This is a genomic window from Shewanella frigidimarina, from assembly GCF_003797125.1.
Classification (GTDB): Bacteria; Pseudomonadota; Gammaproteobacteria; order Enterobacterales; family Shewanellaceae; genus Shewanella; species Shewanella frigidimarina.
This window is the reverse complement of sequence record NZ_RKKE01000002.1, coordinates 840,736-859,748: the sequence shown is the minus strand read 5'-3', so window position 1 is coordinate 859,748 and position 19,013 is coordinate 840,736. Positions and strand designations below refer to the sequence as shown.

Annotated in this window: 15 protein-coding genes; 9 read left to right on the top strand and 6 right to left on the bottom strand. The window is 41.1% G+C overall.

The window, feature by feature from the left end:
- The first annotated feature begins 208 nt into the window (after positions 1-208).
- A complete protein-coding gene (locus tag EGC86_RS08680; protein WP_011636323.1) occupies positions 209-2,071 on the top strand; it encodes a methyl-accepting chemotaxis protein in 1,863 nt (620 codons plus the stop codon).
- A 152-nt stretch (positions 2,072-2,223) separates the two neighbouring features.
- Here EGC86_RS08680 and rpiA read toward each other — a convergent pair whose 3' ends face one another.
- The 3 genes from rpiA to EGC86_RS08665 form a co-directional block, all read right to left on the bottom strand.
- Entirely contained in the window at positions 2,224-2,883 is a 660-nt protein-coding gene (gene rpiA / locus EGC86_RS08675; protein WP_011636324.1) for a ribose-5-phosphate isomerase RpiA, read from the bottom strand.
- 64 nt (positions 2,884-2,947) lie between these two features.
- Positions 2,948-3,760: a mechanosensitive ion channel family protein gene (locus EGC86_RS08670; protein WP_011636325.1), complete on the bottom strand. Its 813-nt coding sequence runs from the start codon at positions 3,758-3,760 to the stop codon at positions 2,948-2,950.
- A gap of 11 nt (positions 3,761-3,771) precedes the next feature.
- Positions 3,772-5,124 carry an ATP-binding protein gene (locus EGC86_RS08665; protein WP_123777258.1) on the bottom strand — a complete coding sequence of 451 codons (1,353 nt, stop codon included), beginning with the start codon at positions 5,122-5,124 and terminating at the stop codon, positions 3,772-3,774.
- A 290-nt stretch (positions 5,125-5,414) separates the two neighbouring features.
- Here EGC86_RS08665 and pbpG point away from each other — a divergent pair, with 290 nt between their 5' ends.
- The 7 genes from pbpG to EGC86_RS08630 all read left to right on the top strand — a co-directional run bounded on the left by pbpG (position 5,415) and on the right by EGC86_RS08630 (position 11,441).
- The gene (gene pbpG, locus EGC86_RS08660; protein ID WP_123777257.1) at positions 5,415-6,323 is read left to right on the top strand and encodes a D-alanyl-D-alanine endopeptidase; all 909 of its coding nucleotides are present in this window, start codon (positions 5,415-5,417) and stop codon (positions 6,321-6,323) included.
- 170 nt (positions 6,324-6,493) lie between these two features.
- On the top strand, positions 6,494-7,138 hold the full coding sequence (locus EGC86_RS08655; protein WP_123777256.1) for a cupin domain-containing protein: 645 nt from the start codon (positions 6,494-6,496) through the stop codon (positions 7,136-7,138).
- Positions 7,139-7,224: 86 nt separating this feature from the next.
- Positions 7,225-7,842, top strand: coding sequence for an FMN-binding negative transcriptional regulator (locus EGC86_RS08650; protein ID WP_123777255.1), 618 nt, complete (start codon positions 7,225-7,227; stop codon positions 7,840-7,842).
- Positions 7,843-7,942: 100 nt separating this feature from the next.
- The gene (locus EGC86_RS08645; RefSeq protein WP_123777254.1) at positions 7,943-9,241 is read left to right on the top strand and encodes an MFS transporter; all 1,299 of its coding nucleotides are present in this window, start codon (positions 7,943-7,945) and stop codon (positions 9,239-9,241) included.
- Positions 9,242-9,477: 236 nt separating this feature from the next.
- Positions 9,478-9,828 (top strand): HopJ type III effector protein, encoded by a 351-nt coding sequence (locus EGC86_RS08640; RefSeq protein ID WP_011636331.1) that lies wholly within the window; start codon positions 9,478-9,480, stop codon positions 9,826-9,828.
- A gap of 205 nt (positions 9,829-10,033) precedes the next feature.
- Complete coding sequence (locus EGC86_RS08635; RefSeq protein WP_123777253.1) at positions 10,034-10,582, top strand: type II secretion system protein; 549 nt, start codon at positions 10,034-10,036, stop codon at positions 10,580-10,582.
- Positions 10,583-10,964: 382 nt separating this feature from the next.
- Positions 10,965-11,441, top strand: a complete 477-nt coding sequence (locus tag EGC86_RS08630; RefSeq protein ID WP_123777252.1) for a hypothetical protein — start codon at positions 10,965-10,967, stop codon at positions 11,439-11,441.
- A gap of 117 nt (positions 11,442-11,558) precedes the next feature.
- Here the strand turns inward: EGC86_RS08630 and EGC86_RS08625 are convergent, their stop codons facing one another.
- From EGC86_RS08625 to EGC86_RS08615, 3 genes are read right to left on the bottom strand one after another with little or no spacing between them, the layout of a single operon-like run.
- Entirely contained in the window at positions 11,559-12,848 is a 1,290-nt protein-coding gene (locus EGC86_RS08625) for a cytochrome c (protein ID WP_123777251.1), read from the bottom strand.
- Complete coding sequence (locus EGC86_RS08620; RefSeq protein WP_123777250.1) at positions 12,845-13,381, bottom strand: (2Fe-2S)-binding protein; 537 nt, start codon at positions 13,379-13,381, stop codon at positions 12,845-12,847. The genes EGC86_RS08625 and EGC86_RS08620 overlap by 4 nt, the downstream gene beginning before the upstream one ends.
- A complete protein-coding gene (locus EGC86_RS08615; protein ID WP_123777249.1) occupies positions 13,378-16,251 on the bottom strand; it encodes a xanthine dehydrogenase family protein molybdopterin-binding subunit in 2,874 nt (957 codons plus the stop codon). Before EGC86_RS08615 ends, EGC86_RS08620 begins: the two co-directional genes overlap by 4 nt.
- A gap of 906 nt (positions 16,252-17,157) precedes the next feature.
- Here EGC86_RS08615 and EGC86_RS08610 point away from each other — a divergent pair.
- A complete protein-coding gene (locus tag EGC86_RS08610) occupies positions 17,158-18,786 on the top strand; it encodes a methyl-accepting chemotaxis protein (RefSeq protein ID WP_123777248.1) in 1,629 nt (542 codons plus the stop codon).
- The last annotated feature ends 227 nt before the right edge of the window (positions 18,787-19,013 follow it).

Sequence of the window (19,013 nt, the reverse complement as noted above, 5' to 3'; positions counted from 1 at the left end):
GATGGTGTAGTTATTTGACAGCCTCAAGTCGGCAAAAGGTTTATATGAGTGGTTATAAATAATCACTTTTCTGGAATATGTTTAAGATTTTTTTATATTAGCCGATAACTAGTTGCTATACTTATGTTGCAATAATGATCTAAAAATCCTTATCAGATCATACAATAATAACAGTAACGTTAAATCTTACTTTTAGGTGGTAGAAAATATGCTTATTCGATCGAAACTTATTTTAAGTTCGCTCATTTCAATATCCTCAGTGCTGGCTATGTTCGGGTTACAAAATTATTCTGAATCAGTCCTGTTGGAATTATCAACAGCATCAAACAGCATTGTTGAAATTGAAAAGAAAGTGCTTGAGTTACGTACTGAAGAAAAGGATTTTCTCCATCGTGCAGACACTGTTTATATTGAAAAATTTAAACATAGCATGGATGATATTGTGGTTTATATGGCCGAAGTGCGTGTCGCGCTAGAGCATCAAGGCATGAATGTCGATGCTTTAGATCATTTTAAAAAGAACCTCAACGATTATAAAACGATATTCAACGAGATTATTGCCTTAAAAGTAGAGATAGGGCTAACTCCAGAGTCAGGTTTATATGGTGATTTGCGTTCGGCAGTTAAAAAAGTCGAAATTGTGCTGAGTGATAATGCAGAGGATGCTTTGCTGGTGGCGATGCTACAGCTACGTCGAAGTGAGAAAGACTTTATGCTCCGCCGTGACCCTAAATATATACAAGCTTTTGATGACGGAATCGCCCGTTTTTTAACTCAAATACAACAGTCTAATATAATGTTTTCTCAAAAAGAGCTATTGACTGCAGATGTTAAAGATTACCAAGTTAACTTTAAAAAATTAGTTGATAAAGAAGTGCTATTTGGTTTAACGGACGAAGACGGTAAAATGGCCGAGTTACGTGAGAAAATCCATCAAACAGATAATGATACCGTTACCCTACGTGAGGAAACGTTAGCCGAAATAGAGCATGGTAAAAAGCAGGCTTTTATTATTGGTTTAAGTATATTTTTGTTAATCGCTGCAGTGCTGTGTATTTTCACCTATTTAATTATTCGTAGCATTATTAAACCGGTACAAGATATAACCGATGTAATTTCGTCAATTGAAAAAAGTAAGGACTTATCAATGCGTTGCGATGAGTCAGGTAATGATGAATTATCGAAAATCGCCTATCATTTCAACCAAATGGTAATAACGTTCCAAGAATTGATCCAGCAAGTGGACGAGTCGGTTACTGCAATGAATGAGTCGTGCCAAGAGCTGTCTCGAAATGCAATGACAGCTTCGGAAGGTGTGTTACGTCAGCTTAATGAAACCGACATGGTGGCCACAGCCGTTACCGAAATGGGGGCTACCATTGACGAAATTGCCAAAAATACAGAACTGGCGGCCGGTAAAGCCAGTCAAACTCATGAGAACGCTCAATCTGGTCAACAGGGTGTAGAACTTACCGTTCAAAAAATCACCCTGCTAGCTAAGCAATTAGCCGATTCAGCCTCAGTGGTTACCGAACTTGAGCGAGACAGTGTCACGATTGGTAGCGTGCTTGATGTGATTAGGGGCATTGCAGATCAAACAAACTTATTAGCATTAAACGCGGCGATTGAAGCAGCAAGAGCGGGGGAGCAAGGTCGTGGTTTTGCGGTTGTTGCCGATGAGGTTCGTACGCTAGCCTTAAGAACACAAACGTCGACTCAAGAAATTTCCAGCATCATTTCAACCTTACAATCCCGAACTCATTCTATTGTTGAGCTTATGCAAGAAAGTCAGCAACAAGGGCGAGAAAGTGCTGAACAAGCTGCCATCGCGGGTGAAGTATTACGCACAATTACCAATGACGTGACCAATATTATGGACATGAGTACTCAAATTGCTGCGGCAATTGAAGAGCAAAGTATGGTAGCTGCAGAGGTGGGTAAAAACGTGGTAGTTATCCGTGATATTGCCGATGAATCATCACAAGCGGCTGAAGAAAATGCCGCGGCTTCTGAAGATGTAAGAATACGAGCCAAAGCACTGCATGAAGCGGTTAGCCAGTTTAGAGTGTAAGGTTTTGTCACAGTGACAAAACAGATAATAAAATGGCCTAGCATTGCTGCTTGGCCATTTTTTTTAGCTAATTAAGCTAACTCTGTATGTTAACTTTTTACGCTAAATGTGTTTGCTCAACAATCAGATAGGCTAAGCGAATATTTTAGCTTTTACAGTGTGATGGTGTTAACGCCATCAGGGGTGCCTACGAGTAGTACATCGGCGCCGCGGTTCGCAAATAAACCATTTGTCACAACACCGACGATGGCGTTGATTTTAGTTTCCATCACTTTAGGGTCTAGAATTTTCATATTGTAGACATCTAAAATAACGTTGCCGTTATCGGTTATTACGCCTTGACGGTAAACTGGATCTCCACCTAATTTTACCAACTCACGTGCCACATAAGATCGTGCCATCGGGATGACTTCAACAGGCAATGGAAACTCACCTAAAATTGGCACTTGTTTGGTATTATCTACAATACAAATAAACCGTTTTGCTACCGCCGCGACAATTTTTTCGCGAGTTAATGCAGCTCCGCCGCCTTTAATCATGTCCATGCGGTCGTTAATCTCGTCCGCGCCATCAACATAGACATCTATCAAATCAACACTGTTTAAATCAAATACTTCAATGCCAAGTTCAATGAGTTTTTTAGTTGATGCTTCAGAGCTTGATACCGCACCTTCAATATCATCTTTCATGGTGGCAAGTGCATCAATAAAGTGATTAACTGTAGAGCCTGTACCTACACCGACGATGGTGTCTTTTTTGACATACTGCAGTGCTGCCCAACCTGCTGCTTTTTTCATTTCATCTTGTGTCATAATAGTGTTCCCAATGCTAAAAAATCTGTTATTTCTTCTCTAATTGGCTCGATTATAGCGCAAATTAGTGTGTCGGCGTTTGCTGTCCATCATAAAAACGTGCTTTTTTAAACGCACTCAATACTCTGATATTAATGTCGCTCATGAACTTTTTCTCTAGACGTACATCCATTACGTAGGCCTTAACGGTAATGGTTTGTAAAAACTCGCCTAAGTCATATTCGTTACCTAAATTGACAATAATGGGCTTATTTAGAAAAGTATAAGGTGAGCACTGTGTGGCTTCGCGGGCAAGGGCAATGGCTTTTTTGTGGTCAACAAGCATAGGCAAAGTAAATTTTACCACAACCATTTCGTCTAAAGCGCCACTGTTGGCATTAGACACTGCCGTTTTTAAGGCTTCAGCATTGGGGATCATGACAGTATTGTCATCAAAAGTACGCAACCAGGTAACGCTCCATTCTAGCTTAATGACTTCGCCGTAATGGCCTGACAATGTGACCATGTCGCCAACGCGATATGGCGGGTTAATCATGATAATAAACCCTGCAATCATATTTTTAGCCGGTTCCTGTGTCGCTAACCCCACCACAATACTGATAGACCCGACCACGGCTAGAATGAGATTTTCATGCGGGTCGATAATGCCAACGATCGAATAAACAATCACACTAAGCCATACAAATAAACGCACAAAAGGGTATGACCGATTCCAAATTAAGCGGTATTTAGGCAACGCTTTATTCAGTTGATTTAAGCAAAATTGGATCAATACCAATAACAGCCACGCCATTAGACACAGCAGTAAAATACTGATTATTCGATCAAACGAAATAATATCTAAAAATGCTTGTAATGCTTTACGTGAATCTTCCATAGTCGCCTCGTTTAATTAAACAACTTATTGTTATTCACCAAATGGTTGGCGATAATTTTGCTTAATGTTGGAGTAATAAAGTAGAAATGCTCGGCAAAATCTTGTTGCGAATATTGTGCAATAATAAGTCCTTGGCGAGCTAAATATTCTAACTGCAAGCTGCTTTGTTCAATCGTAATGGCAAAAATATGCGCATGCTGACTCACACGTAAGCCACCATGAACATAAATTTCAGCTACTGAAAATAGGTCATTGTCTTGGCATTGTTGCAATACAGATGAGTTAATGCGGCAAATATCAATGCCATTATTTGAACGACTATTTGAACTATTATCCGAACCGATATCGACTTGGTGCGCGAGAGAATACTGTAGCAACAATGATGCTAATTTGGGGTGCCCTTGGCTGATAGTGTACAGCTGTTTTAGTTGGTCTTTATAAGGATTTACAATATCCACTTGCTCAATGTTTGCTTGCTCTGTTTGCTCTTTAGTACTTTTATTGGTGTTGTTAGGGGGTGTGGTAGTCGTTTCTTTGTTCATCACGTCGTTACTGATTAACCCTAAATCAAGCAGATGCTTTGTTTGTATGGTGGCTAATTCGGTTTCACTGAAATAATCGAGCTGAAAAACATGCTTAATAAAGTGATGAATTTGATACTGTGCGCTTAATCGTTGCCATGCAAATATTTCACAGCCCATGATCCAACAATGATGTTTACGCGTTTCCATCACGATAGTCGCAAAGGTCACCAAGGCTTGATTATTACCCATCATTCTCAACATTAGCTTGTGCATATCATCTATCATAATTAGCTGTGGTGGTTGTTGGTTAATGGCGGCAATTGTCTCTGTGATGGTGTTTGGTGGCGTAATGCCAAAACAATAACAAACATGGGCTATGGCGCCATTTGCGCCTAATGGCGCTTGGAAAAAGCTCATCAGAAGCCACTTGGACGGCAGCGGTTTTACGTTAGGCATCGGTGCTTTTTTAACGTCATCTGCAATAATGGTTTGCAGTAAAGGTGGCAGTTGGCCTAAAAAAGATGATCCTCCAGATCCCGCTGGCGAGACAATTGCACTGATTTCTCCATGATGATTACGCCATTGGTTTATCACATCGGTAATTTGGTTGAGTTGTTTTTCTCGGCCAACAAAATCATCACTCGCATAAAGTGACTGATATAGCATCACCTGAGTAATTGGGCCACGACGGGCTTGAAGCGGATATTGGTTGGCTATGGTCTTGAGCGACATCTGCCCTTGTTGTGCTTCATCTATCTCTGTTTTTAGGGTAGCTTTAGAGGTAAATAAGCTATTGAGCCATGGATTTAATCGACTAAAAAAACGCAAGTTAATGTCCATCTATACTCTCTTTTTAAACGATTTATTTAATCTTAACATGAAGTAAACAAAAAGCGGTATTGGTGCCAGACGCATACATTAACGAATACGATGGATAATGATAGATTCAATGCAAGGTGATGACAGTGGTAATCAAAACGAGTAAATATTAGTCATAACTAATGTTTTTGGTTTGATCTATGATAAAAAGTTACTAAAAACTTACTAATTATGACTATTTATCTATTGTCGCTCTAATCCTTTATCGTATACTCAGTGAATTATCCGGTCTATCTTTTCAAGTGAGAGTGATGAAATTTCGTTTCTTGTTTGCCTGTGCCTTATTATGTTCAACTTCGTTGAGCAGCCCAATGTCTTTTGCAGCACAAGCCGTGCAAAACAAACCTCAGCAAGAGTTAGCCTCCGGTAGTGCTATGTTGGTCGACTTAACCACCAATGAAGTTTTATATTCAAGTAATCCAAATCAACCTGTGCCTATAGCGTCAGTGACCAAGTTAATGGCGGCCATGGTGACATTGGATGCCAAGCTTGCATTAGATGAAAAAATCTCCGTAAAAATTACTGACTCACCTGTGATGCGCAATATTTATTCACGTGTGCGTTTAGGCAGCGTGGTGACTCGTGAAACCATGTTGTTATTAACATTAATGTCGTCAGAAAATCGTGCAGCCACCTCACTTGCACATAATTACCCTGGTGGATTTAAGGCTTTTGTGCGTGCAATGAACGACAAGGCGACCGCTCTGGGCATGAGCCAAACTCGTTATGTTGAACCAACAGGCTTGTCACCTGACAATGTATCTAGCGCTAACGATCTCATATTATTGCTTAAAGCCAGTCAAACATATCCGTTATTAGGCAAGCTGAGCTCGACCACTAAAAAGCACGTTAACTTTGAATCACCACGTTATGCCTTAGATTTTCAAAACACTAATAAACTGGTATTTAAAAACAATTGGAATATTGCATTAACCAAAACGGGCTTTACCAATAAAGCGGGCCATTGTTTAGTGATGTTAACTGAAATGAACAAGCGTAAAGTGGCATTTGTGGTACTGGACTCATTTGGTAAATACACCCACATGGCAGATGCCAACCGATTAAAGAACTGGCTAGAGACTGGGCGTACAACACCGATCCCTGCATCGGCTAAAGCCTATAAAAAACAACGCCAAGCGATTCTGAATAACAGTATTTAACTACTGAATGACCACAATTAACGCCCATTCACTTTGTTGAATGGGCTTTTTTTATCAATACACTTTTAATATTGGCTTATTAATATCTATAGGTACCATAAAGTACCTGCTGTTTTATCGATTGTTAAAGCCTTACACTAATGGCAATTAAACGGTTGTAAGGTAGCAATATGTTAAACATGGATTTTAGCCAACGAGTGGTGATTAACACTGCCGATCTTGAATGGCAAAATAGCCCCGCTGCGGGCGTATTACGTAAACGCTTAGCGCGTGAAGAAGCCGAACGAGGCCATGCGACCAGCATTGTAAACTATCAAGCTGGTGCTAAATTTAACTCACACCCTCATCCGTTAGGCGAAGAGATTTTAGTGCTCGACGGGGTGTTTTCTGATGAAACCGGTGACTATCCTGCAGGCACGTATTTGCGTAATCCTGAAGGTTTTGTCCATGCGCCATTTAGCGTAGAAGGTTGTACGTTGTTGGTTAAGCTGCACCAGTTTCAACCTACAGACTCACAACAAGTGGCCATTAATTTCAATGAGACAGAATGGTTGCCGGGTCATGGTCAGTTGCAGGTTATGCCGCTACACCAACATGGTACTGAGTCGACTGCATTAGTGAAGTGGCCTGCGGGGACACACTTTCAACCGCACTGTCATTTTGGCGGTGAAGAAATCTATGTCATTAGCGGAGAGTTTATCGATGAACTTGGTCGTTATCCTGCAGGTACGTGGATCCGCAGTCCGCATTTAAGTCAGCATAATCCGTATGTGGAGCAAGACACGGTGATTTTGGTCAAAGTAGGCCATTTGTAATAATCGCTACAAACCCATAAAACGATGGCATTTAGTCATCACATTCATTATAAGAGGTTATTGATTATTTTAGTGAAAAGTGAATTATGCAAGTGCCTGATAAGTGGGATATGGGGTCTAGGGAGTTAATCCATCAGTTTATTAACCAATATGGTTTTGCGACTGTTGTGTCTAACGATTTAGAGGGCTCGCACTTACCTTTATTACTCATTGCCTCAGAGGGCGAAAATGGTACCTTGTATGGCCATTTTGCTCGTAGTAATTCCCATTGGAAATACATAGAAAACACAAAAGTGCTGTGTATTTTCAATGGCCCACACTCTTATATCTCACCCACCTGGTATGACTCCCATCCAGCTGTTCCGACCTGGAATTACAGCGTAGTACATGTAAAAGGCATTATTGAATTAATTGATGATGCGACCACCGCCCGAGTACTTGAATCTACCATCCAACAATACGAACCTTCATTGCTAGAAGGTAATGGCTTTATTCCCGATGGTTATCAACAAAAATTAGCCAAGGGTATTGTTGGCTTTAAGATTGTCATTGATGAATTACAAGGAAAGCAAAAGTTAGGGCAGCACCGTAACCAAAGTGATCAACAAGGTGTGGCGCAAGGATTATCACTGTCAAATAGGGTTGATGAAAAACAGCTATTAGCTTATATGATGAAGAATAACATAGGATTAGGTAATAAATAGTGGTTCAATCGAATTCGCCACGTTAAGATTAACCTTAATAATCATGTAATCAATTCAGTCTGTCATAATCTATTTCAGCATCACTCTTTAAGGATAAAAAGTGCATAGCGATATTTCTGTAGCACGCTTTAAGCAATTTCCACGATTAATGTGGATACTGTTATTTGGCTCGTTTATTACCCGCGGCAGTTATTACATGGTGTGGCCATTTTTGGCTGTCATTTTGTATGAAAAATTTGCCTTAAGCGCGACCGAAGTTGGTTTAGTGCTGTCGAGTGCGGCGATTATATCGGTTTTTACCAGTTTTATTGGTAGTGCACTGTCCGACCGAATCGGCCGCCACAAGTTAATGTACTTTACTGGTGTGCTTTATATCATCTCGTTTTCATTGTTGGCACAAGTCGATTCAGTCAAAGGCTATGTGGTCGTCATGACTCTGTGTTCTATTGCTACAGCTATATGGCGACCGCTAACGTCTGCCACCATTGGCGACATTATTGACGATCCCAAAACCCGTGAACTGGCGATGCAATCTCTGTATTTTATCGTTAACGTAGGTTGCGCTGTCGGGCCAATGTTAGGTGTATGGTTAGGCTTAACCGGAAAACAGTCGAGTTTTTATATTACTGCGGCGGCTTTTGCTGCCTTGTTGGGATTATTATTCTGGGGTTTTAGGCATCAAGCTCGCCAGACTCATTCATCGGCTCCAGAGCTGGTTGCAGATGGACTCATTCCTGTTATGGGTGATGCAACAGCTGCTGTTAAGCGTAAACCTGCCGCAATGAATCGGCGGCAAATAATGTCGATTTTATGGCAAGATAAATTACTGCAAGGTCTTATTTTTGCGAATATTTTGTGTATGTTTATTTATGCGCAAATGGACAGTTCGTTGATCCAATATCTTACTCGTTCAAATGCCCCCGATTTATTGACACTGATTTCGGCAATGATTTTTACCAATGCCTTAGTCATTATCTCTACCCAATTTTTATTATTAAGATTAATGGCTGGTTACAGTTTGGTACACCGAATTCAGTTTGGATTGATGCTGCTGGTTTGTTCGCAAGTTTGGCTAGCGTATAACCCCATTGATTTATTTTGGGGCTGGATTGGCGCCGTTGTTGTAATGAGCCTAGCTGAAACCATTTTATTCCCAACGATGAACGTGCACATTGACAGGCTAGCTCCTAAGCATTTACGTGGCGCGTACTTTGGCGCAGCTTCATTTTATGATTTGGGGTTTGCATTTGCACCACTGGGCGGCGGGATCATACTGGATCATCTTGGTGGGTATTGGTTGTTTATCATCGGCGCATTATTGTCGTTAGTGGTGATTTATTTATACAGTATATTGGAAAAGCTACCACGGCCAGATTTTGCTGCACTAAAGTTGGATTAATTGTCGATGGTTTATGCTTGTAAACGCTATTGAATTTAACATTGTAGTAGGCAGTTACAGAGGGTCTGGGCCTCGTTTTGCTTTCGAGTTTTTAATCGTTCGCTTGAGTCTTTTTCACTATAGTAAATGTGATCATTTTGATAAGGTTTTGATCTACAGTCATCGTGATTTGTAGTGTTTATTTTTCTTTTAATTCGATTTTTGTTTTAACTTTAAATTAGGGCAGGGCATAACTTATGGCATCAACGGATATTAACCCGTTTATTTCATCGCTAACATCACAAGCAGATACCATTCGTTTTGAAGATACTATGGCTGTTATTGATGGTCATTATGACTTCACCTCAAGTGCATTTAAAAATGGTGATCAGCTTAATGAAGCAGGGCAAAATTCAGGTTCTTGTAAGGTGTTTGCGTTTGGGCAAACTCATCAGTTAACGGTGCAACAAACCTTGGCTATGTTTGGCCAACATTACCGAGATGTAGTGGCAACGCCTCAAGGGACGGATCATCAAAATATTCGTCAGTTTATGCAACATGGCTGGGATGGTATTTTGTTTTCGCAACAGGCATTAAAGGCTAAATAACCTAGGTGCTCAACAAGGCTCAATACAACAAGGCTCAATACAACAAGGCTCAATACAACAAGGCATAACACAATACGCAAAACTATGATGAAAGCCTCTATAACTTAAGCTCGTGTTTAGGTTAAAATAATGTCTCATGTAATTGTTTTAAGTAAACTCTTTCTAGCTGAACAGTTTATTTACTGTATCGGGAGGCATTCATCATATGATCAAACTTAACCGCAGTATCGTTTCCTCTCGTCAATCCGGTTTCACCCTTATAGAGCTTGTCTTTGTCATTATTATTCTTGGTGTATTGGCAGTTGTCGCAGCGCCTAAGTTTATTAATTTAAAAACAGATGCACATATTGCAGCAATCAAAGGTGCCACAGGTTCAATTAAAACAGCAGTGATGTTATTTAAAACAAAAACATTAACCTCTGGCAATGCGCTTACAGATACGGTTGAATTCTCGGGTGTTAAAGGCAGTAATTACCAACCTTGGGCCGCAGCGGCCAATACTAGCGGTAGCGGTTTTAATGCCGGTTATACAACATCGTCAGAAATCTTTAAAGCGGCTGGGTTAGAAATGAATGATTGGTCATATCGCATTTTTACGTCTAATAGCAGCTATGCTGTTGTTGCAGCCCCAAAAAGTGCACTTGCCCTTGCAGAGCCGACTGCAGCCGAAGTTATTGCAACCAGTTGTTATTTTCAGTATCACTGGCAGAGTACTGGAGAGCCTGTCATCACAACGGTAATCGTTGGGTGTTAACGGTATTATTAAAACCTAAAGGGGCAAACGCACTCTTGTTTATCAATTTTTTGTATATTCTCTGCTTTTCTGTGTCCCTTTATCAACGATAAAAAAGTCTTAACGAGTAACGTCATAAGGATTAAAACATCAAATATTTCTGGGTTTATGCGGAACGAATAAGGTGTTGTTTTCACAAATGGCATTGAAACAAAAGTAACGATTATACGCGAACATTAATTAACAATAATCTAGATTAGTGTCGACAATAGTGTGCAATACGACTACCTTTACACCCATATCAACCGTATCATTAATAGTATTTGGTTTTTTTTAACGGTCAGGCATATCGCTGGTTAACTATTATGACAAGCGCCTATTTAATCGCAAAGGAATCCATTTTATGAATCGTCACATCATCCCATTGATCATTATCAGTACCTTAATGATGTGTTCATCAGGTTACAGCTTCGCTAAAGACAACGACTCGCATGGTAATAGCGGAAAGCATAAATCTGACAAACATCAAAAAAAGCATGATCACGAACATGAAGAAACTTATCAGACCTATTTTAGTAACGATCGCCAAGTCATCGTTAATAATTACTATTATACCAACCGTGATGCTAAGCATTGTCCACCTGGGTTAGCCAAAAAACATAATCGTTGCCAACCTCCGGGTAGTGCTAAGCAATGGCGCAAAGGTTACTCACTGCCAGCTGATGTTGTTTACTACGATGTACCATCTGCGCTTACTGTTCAACTAGGTCGTACGCCAGAAGGACAAAAAATTGTCCGTGTTGGTACTGATTTGCTATTGATTAGCATTGGTACGGGTATGGTGATTGATGCAATACAAGACCTTAACGATGTGTTGTAACCTCGTTGGGTAAACCTTGTTATGGCGTTAGTTTTGCCATTAATCGTTAGTGAAACGAAAAAGCCGACCAAGGGTCGGCTTTTGCTTAAACGGATATTCTACAACTGATTAAAATGGTTAATCGTGTTCGAATATCACTTCTTTTAAATCATGAATTGTATCCACATCTACATCGCCAGGCTGATTACTCCATGTGACGCGCAGATAATTGCTTAAGTCTTTAAGCTGTTCATCACTTAACTGATCGGCATAACCAGGCATGGCATAAAAGCTGGTGGTGGTATTGTAATGTTGGCTCTTTATACCTTTAAGCATTACCGCAACGATATTGTGCGGGCTGGCTTTATCTAATGTGGCGTTACCGGCCATTGCCGGAGCAACATTAGGTCGACCTTCACCATTTTGACTATGACAACCAGCGCAATAACCCATGTATAGGTTATATCCTGGCAATTCACGCTGGTGGCCGTTAAAGGTCAGTGGTTTGGCTTCTATAGTCTCGTCAGTATCAAGCAGATAACTGCTTACGGCATGCATGTCGGCATCAGTTAAGTGGCTAAAACTGTGGTAAACCACAGGATACATGCCACCAAATACCGTACCTTTGCGAGAATAACCTTCAGTAAACAAAGACTTTAAATCGTCATGAGTCCAGTTTTGTCGGTTAAGTTCAGCAGGAGTAATATCTGATGCCTCTAAACCTTCGATAACAGCGCCTTGAAAATGCTTATCTTGCTCCATGGCAAATAAGCTGTCTCGAGGAGTATGGCATTCACCACAATGTCCCAGCGCATTGACTAAGTAATTACCTCGGTTCCAAGGCTCACTTTTGTCTTTCTTGGGGGCAAATTTTTCAGCATCATGAGCGATTAAGTTCCACGCCTTGAGACCAAATCGAACGTTAAAAGGAAAAGAGACATCATTGTCGAGATTAGCTTGCTTGATGGGTTTAGTGCTCATCAAATAAGCATATATCGCTTTGGTATCTTCATCCGATAACAAACTGTAAGAGGTGTAAGGCATAGCTGGATACAAATTACCGTTAACGCCGACGCCATGATGCATAGCATCAAAAAACTCGTTATAACTGTATTTGCCAATTCCGGTATCTTTATCTGAGGTGATATTGGTTGAATATACCGCCCCAAACGGGGTTTCAAATGGCAGTCCACCGGTTAACTCTCGTCCGCCTACTGCAGTATGGCAGGCCACACAGTCGCCAATCTTCATCAGATAAGCACCGCGTTCGATGTCGCTACTGTTAGTACTAACCTCATCAGCCGCGTTGCTGGAACAGGCGAATAAACCCAAGCCTAAACTTAAACCCAAAGTCAGTAATAGATTTTGGCTGAGCTTTATTCGCGCCTTTACTAAACGGCTTAAGTGATATTGATATAATGGCTTCATGACAGGGTTAACCCCTCTGTCTTGAGAATTAAATCTTTCATCGCCGCATAGTATTTTACATAACCAGTACAACGGCAGACATGTTCGCCTAAGGCATCTTCGATGACTTGCTCAACGTTATCTTTGGCAATTGGTTTTCGCTCTAGTCGCTCAATTAACGCGGTAGACTCATTGACAAAACCTGAGGTGCACCAACCACATTGAAACGAAAAATGTTCTAAAAATGTTTGTTGTACAGGGCTCAGAGCAGTGATTTCACCTTGAGCATTTTGCTTAGCATGGCCTTCAACCGTGCGAATACGTTTACCGTTGAAACGCTCGACGCCATTGATGCAAGTGCGGACTACTTCGCTCATACCTTGCTCGTCATCGACGATTACCGTACAGGCATGACACACCCCAGCACCGCAACCAAACTTAGTACCAGTGAGGTTTAAATACTCATGCAAAAATTCAATCATCATGGTGCCATCGCCGACGTCAATCGGGCCAATAGCTTGGTTGTTGATAGTTAACTTAATTGACTGGCTCATGCCATGGCCTCCTTGATTTTTTTCGCTGTCATAGGTAATTCGTAAAAACGTACTGCGGTAGCTTGATAAACGGCTTCAACCAGCGCAGAAACAACAGGTATCATGACCACTTCGGCGATGCCTCGGCTCGGATCTGTTTCGGACAACTGCGGTAAAATAGTATGTCGCTGGCTCCAAACACCAACATGTCGCGCTAACGGCACCTTATAACGGTTGATATTCCAGGTACCATTACCAGCGCCGGCTTCAAATGGGGGTAATTCTTCATGCAATGCATGGCCAATTCCCATAGCAAGACCGCCTTGTATTTGGCCTTCAACTAACTCATTCACAATCACTTTACCGGCTTCTAACCAGGTATGAGAGCTCAATAAACTGACTTCGCCATTACCTTCATTAACGGCTACTTCTACTAAAGTGGCGCATGGAGCGTAGTAAGTCACCATGGCGTTATTCAGCTCGGCTTTAGGATAGCTCATCGCTTGACGATCGATTAAGTGATAGCCGTTTGAATTCATGCGGGCTTTGCGATCCGCGCTGCCATGATACTTGTCACCCTCGCCGTATTGCAGTGCCAATGCATCCAGTGCAATGCGCTCTTTGGTACCGAAAATCTCAAAATCAGCTTCGGCCCAAGCCCAACGGTTAAAGGCATGGCCCATTACGCCAACCACTAAGCCCAAATCGTGGGCTCGTTTAGCGAGAATGTCGATTGAAAGCGGCGGGAATCCCATAGCGGTAAGCTTGCCATCAGTCCAGCGGCCGTCGCGAGAGTGATTGAGATTAGTTTTACCCATTGGGGTGTTGAAATACAACTCGTTCCAAATAGACACCGCAGCAGGCCAGAGTCCGTGACGATAAATAATATCGGCGGCAATACGAGTGACATGGCTTTGATAATATGCCGACATAGATGCCGACGATGCCATGGCTTTAACCGGTGTCCAACGTGGATTTGCCGTCATTTCATCTTGGCGCTGCTGCGAAATAATGTATGGATTGTCGGTTTGCACTAATTGCATTGCATCCCAAATATCTATCTCAGCAAGTTTCACTTCATGAGCAAAACTACCTAATGACTCACTGACCACCACGGCTTGTGACGTTTGAGTACCAGTACCCATTTCGATAAAACCAATTTCTAAGATTATTTTACCGTCTTTAGATAATCTAACCGCCGCACTTGGTGCTGCAGCACCGGTACCATAATCTTTCGTTGCAATACCAAAACCAACGCCGTAACGCATGCCTGGGTTTTTAGCCTCATAACGCGCTTTATTATCTGCACGGTTTTGCCATACAGGGTCTAGTTCGGCCATGTCGAGCATTTCACGGTATCTAAGCGTGCCGTTAGGGATAGCACCTTGAGTATTACGCTGTCCTGACTCCATCACGTTAGCCGCGCGTAACTTAAAGGGATCAACATTTAACTCAGCGGCCATCTCGTGGATCATGCCTTCCATTGCTGTCATCGATTGCAATGTACCGTAACCGCGCATCGAGCCTGCATCAGGGTTACGTGACGCATAAGATGTGGCGATAATATCGTTACGTGGGGTGTAATAAATGCTTTGCATTGCCGTCGCCCCAACAGAGGTGACCGACGGGCTGAAATTAACTCGACCGCCACCATCAACTGTCATCTGTGAGGTTAACGCTTGAATTTTCAAGGTTGCTTTATCAACGGCTAAACGACTTTTCATGATGAAAGGATGACGCTTAAGACCGGATTGAAATTGCTCGAAGCGGTCGTTAGCTAACCGAACCGGACCGTTAGCGTAAATGGTTGCCAACACGCCATAATACGGGAATATTGAGTGATCTTTAGCGCCAAAACCGCCACCAATATAAGGAGAATGCACTACTAGATTTTTGACTTTGTCAGCCAATGGCCCAGATGACAGCATGTGTACGGCCATCTCTTGAAAGTCTTGCGGTGACTGAGAGGTAATAACAGTATGAAAGGTTTGGCTGCTGGCATCAAACCAGCCATTAAAGGCCTCAGGCTCCATCATCATAGGATCGATAATTTGAGTGCGATATTCGCGCTCTAATACTTGCCACTGTTGATCTGCTTTGGCACTCGCAATCTGTTTTTCTATCTCGCCAGCATAATACAGCCCGCGCTCAGAAACCGAGCCTTGAGCATTAGCATCACCTGACCATACCGGTTTGTGGTGCTTAACGCTGGGGAAAAACAGTCCATCGTGTAGTGGGCTATAAGTATCTTCACGGGCACCATTTTCGCCTTCAACCCGAATAAGACGCCAGCTGGCATAAGGGTCTTTAGTGTCTGAAACAAAGGCCGTTTTCTCACCAAATCGCAATAAAGTATTGTCGAACTGCAACAAAGATTTAGTCTGTTTAAAGGCTGGGAAACTGTCAAATAATAAAATGGCCACCGCATGACCAAGATAATCTGCTGTTTGTCCCTCGGGCAATAACATATTGTCACCGTAAAACTCAGGTAACTTAACCTTGTCGCGTGCTAGATCTGCCGCAGTAATGACTTTATACGGCTTAGCTGAAGCTGGGAGGTGGTCGAGGGAGAAACCTTGATAAACATGAGATGCATCTACAGCGCGTAAGATAAACGCGTAGCCTTGTTGTTTTGGCCAGCCTGCCATGTCCATTGCACGGTAGTCACGACCATATACTTTTTGACCGGTGACTTTAGCGATACCGTCGTTGCGAAATTTGGGTTTAGATTGGCCGCTAACCTGAGTTTGCCACTGTGCAGCAAGTTCAGGCGAAATGATGGACGCATTGGCCCGACTCATTTCCCACAGTAAAGGCGCGGAATATACCGCGACCCCGCCAATAACACATTGTTTTATAAAGGTCCGTCTCGACGCGTTAGATACATCCATATCTCACCTCAGTTATTCTTAAGGGAAAAATCAGACGGCCTATTCATCGTCGCCCGATTTAGGCTTATTCACTTGATTGTAATTGCATAACTTTTGATTGCGCTGAATCTAAATTAGCACCCTGTACGGTAACATATTGATATAAGGATGCATATTCAAGATTGTTATAGCGTTTCTTGAGTGGCTATCGTGGAGGTTTAATAATTCAGCATTTTGATGATTTAATCTGCGAATAAAGCTATTTAGTGTTCGATAGTCTTATCAAAACCGTTTTGTTTATGTTTTGATTATTAAAAAGTCATCATGCTTAATGGTGTATATATTAATCGTGAGTGTTTTGTTTTTACTATTTAATCAATTATATAGAAATACTTTCTTGACCACGTTAACTGTACGTCATGGACCAGCTAGCGAAATTGGTTAATTAATATGACTCAGTTGAAGGAAATTATTTAGAACAATAATTATATTTTTGTTTATTATTGATTAATCTATTGATTTGTAATTAAAAAGTTATATTGTCGTTTGGGTTTTGTCGTTGCCTTGGTTTTTTAGTTACCCTTAACGTAAACTTCTTGTTGTTGGTTTGAGCTACTCATAACTGCTAAATCTTTTTTTATAATATCGACATTCTAAGTTATCCAGATTTCTTCTTCGTTTTGAATCATTTTTTCCTTATTTGAAATAATTTAATTTATTGATTTTTATAACGTTGAAAATATTATGCCTATATATGAGTATATGTATAAATATGTGACTCATATATTTGATTGGCGTTATATTTTATATTACATTATTATGATAACAATTTTGTAACACTTGCATTGGTTATTGTATTTCGTCGTAAAGTTCCTCCAAGGATTGATCGGGCTTTTATAGTTAAATTATTTTTACTTGGTGGTCTATATGCTGAATTTTCAAATAAAACAAAAAATGCTCATTAGCTCGTTAATTCCATTAGCCATTCTCATCGTGATTAGCGCAATTGCGGTGAATATGATGGGGAAAATCGAAGATGGAGTGATGAGGATCTATTCTGATCGCGTTGTACCGTTAGAAGATTTAAAAATCATTGGTGATGACTATGCTGTCTTAGTCATTGATGCAATAAACAAAGCCAATGCTGGTGGCTCAACCGCTCAAGATGCTGCTGAGACATTAATGAGTGCAAAAAGTAATATTGATACACTGTGGAAAAAATATTTAGCCACTAAGTTAACCCCAAAAGAAAGCCAACTTAGTATTGAAGCCAATGATATGTTTGGCCCCGCAGATGAGCAAATTGATTTTCTCATCAGTAAACTGCAAAACATGTCTGGAAAAATCCCAGGTCAATTGACCGATGACATTATGCCTTTATACGGGGTAATCGATCCTATTAGCGGTAAAATTGCCGAATTAGTGTCATTGCAAATAAAAGTAGCAGGCGATGAATGGCGATTAACTCAAGAGATATATCAATCATCAGTTCAGTTATTTATTTTCTTTACGTTTTGTGCCGTGGTTATCAGTGTAGCGTTAACCATTTGGGTACTGCGTAGTGTGATGAGGCCAGTGACAGATATTTTGATGAAACTAAAGCTCATTAAGCAAAACTCAGATTTAACCCAAGTGTTTACTCCTTATAATGATGATGAATTAGGCATGATTTCAACGAGCCTTACAGGCGTTATAACTCATCTAAGAGGCATTATTGAATCAATTTCAGATGCCGCAAATACTATCAATATTTCATCAGAAGAGTTGCAGCGTTTCACTGAAGAAACCAACCATAGAATGATACAGCAGCAAGATGAGTCAGAACAAACCGCAACGGCTATGAATGAAATGACAGCGACAGTGGCAGAGGTTGTTCAAAGTACCAACTTTGCCGCTGAACAGGCGAAGCAAGCTAATAATCATGCTGAAAATGGTAATGTTATTGTTCAAAATTCAATAGACAGTATGTCGCAATTATCTAACCAAATTGGCACCACGGCGGAGGTGATATCTCATCTTGCTAAAGAGAGCCAAAACATTGGCCAAGTGTTAAGTGTCATTAAAGGCGTTGCCGAGCAGACTAACCTTTTAGCCTTGAACGCCGCCATTGAAGCCGCAAGAGCGGGTGAACAAGGGCGAGGATTTGCTGTTGTTGCAGACGAAGTACGTACTTTAGCTAAACGTACTCAAGACTCAACACTGCAGATTGAAACCATGATTGACGGATTACAAAAAAGTGTCGTACTTGCGGTTTCTTCAATGGATGAAGGCTTAGCCTTAGTGCATAGTGCCAATGATAAAACCAACAGTGCTGGTACAGTTCTCAATGAAATTGTCACTTCGGTCGACAGTATCAATGAGCTTAACACTCAAATAGCTACGGCAGCAGAAGAGCAATCCTATGTAGCTGAGAGTATCAATAAAAGTATCATCACCATAAATGATATTACTCAAGCCTCATCCGCGGCGACCGAAAAACTTACCCATTCTGTTAACGATTTACAATCACTGGCTAGCTCAATGCAACTTCAAGTGGCGACATTTAAAATAGCCTAACATTTTCATTGATGAGGGCTGAAAAACTTCAGCCCTTCCTCGCAATCTCTCAGTTAACTTATTCGCATAACCCTGCATGGCTTAAAAGCTGGAGAGGTTTATGTTGGCTTTTCATCCTTTTGAGCATAACCGAAACGATATTGTGATTGGCATTAAAAAGTCAGTTTGATTAACTGAAGCTGATACCAATTAAGCATCATTTATTATCCATTAACGTACTGCATGTC